The following is a 941-nucleotide window of genomic DNA, read 5'->3' on the forward strand; positions in this document are numbered from 1 at the left end:
CCCTTCAGGGCCGTGGCCTGGGTGTGGCCGATCGCGTTCTCGACCGAACCCTTGCGATTGGGGTCACGGACGCGGGCCGGATCGGCGATTACGCCGTAGTGGGCCAGCGTGGCCGCATACACGGCGTTCAATTGCGGCTCGTACAGGTCGGGCTTGAGGACGCCTTCCTTGAGGTTGTCCAGGACGACATAGCGACACGACCCGCCAAAATATCTCCAGGCCTGCTCGTGAAGCCTGGCCCAGATCTCCTGGCTGGACTTCCAGACGACACGGCGAAAGCTGCGCCTGGAGTAGCGCAGCGTCGCGACGAACAGCCGCGGCTTGCGATAGCGGTCGGTTCCCGGCATGCGCGTGGGCGCGCCTTCGCCGTAGTCGACCTGCATCTCTTCGCCCGGAAGGAATTCCAGGCGGTCGAATTGTTCGGGCTCGTGCTGGCGAAGCTGGCGCGCGAAGCGCATCACCGAGCTGTAGCGGGCGGTGAACCCGTGCAGGTCGACCAGGTCCTGATAGATGGCCATGGCGTTGCGCCGCAGCCGCAGTTGCGCCTCGATGAAACCGCGATGCGGCTCGCACGCCGAGACCGTCGCGGGCGAGCGCGCGGGCACCGGAGCCGGTGGACAGGGTGGGGGAATTTGCCCGCCGGGGTCGGTGGACACCCCGGGGGAATTTGCCGCTGCGGCGGCGAAGCGCTTCTGGTACCCCCGGATCGTCTTGCGATCGATGCCCGTGACGCGCTCGATCTCCCGTTGGCTGGCCCCGGCGCCCAACAAGGTCCAAATGGTCGTCTGCAAATGCGGCTTCAAGACGTTCACTCCATCACCCCCTCATGGCTGAGGGAGCAGAAAGTAACGTCCTGCCCGGAAGCAGCTGCCGGCAGACGCCAGCGCCGCTTACACCGTCACGGCCAGACGGCCGGGGCGGGGGAATTTACGTGTCGATAG

Annotated in this window: 1 protein-coding gene; it reads right to left on the reverse strand. The window is 66.4% G+C overall.

Features of this window, described 5'->3' with window-relative positions; genetic code table 11:
- A partial coding sequence (gene istA / locus AC3A6Y_RS34930; protein WP_487872781.1) for an IS21 family transposase occupies window positions 1-812 on the reverse strand: 812 nt, incomplete at its 3' end.
- Window positions 813-941: the final 129 nt, after the last annotated feature.

The organism is Variovorax sp. Soil_C_17, from assembly GCF_057657265.1.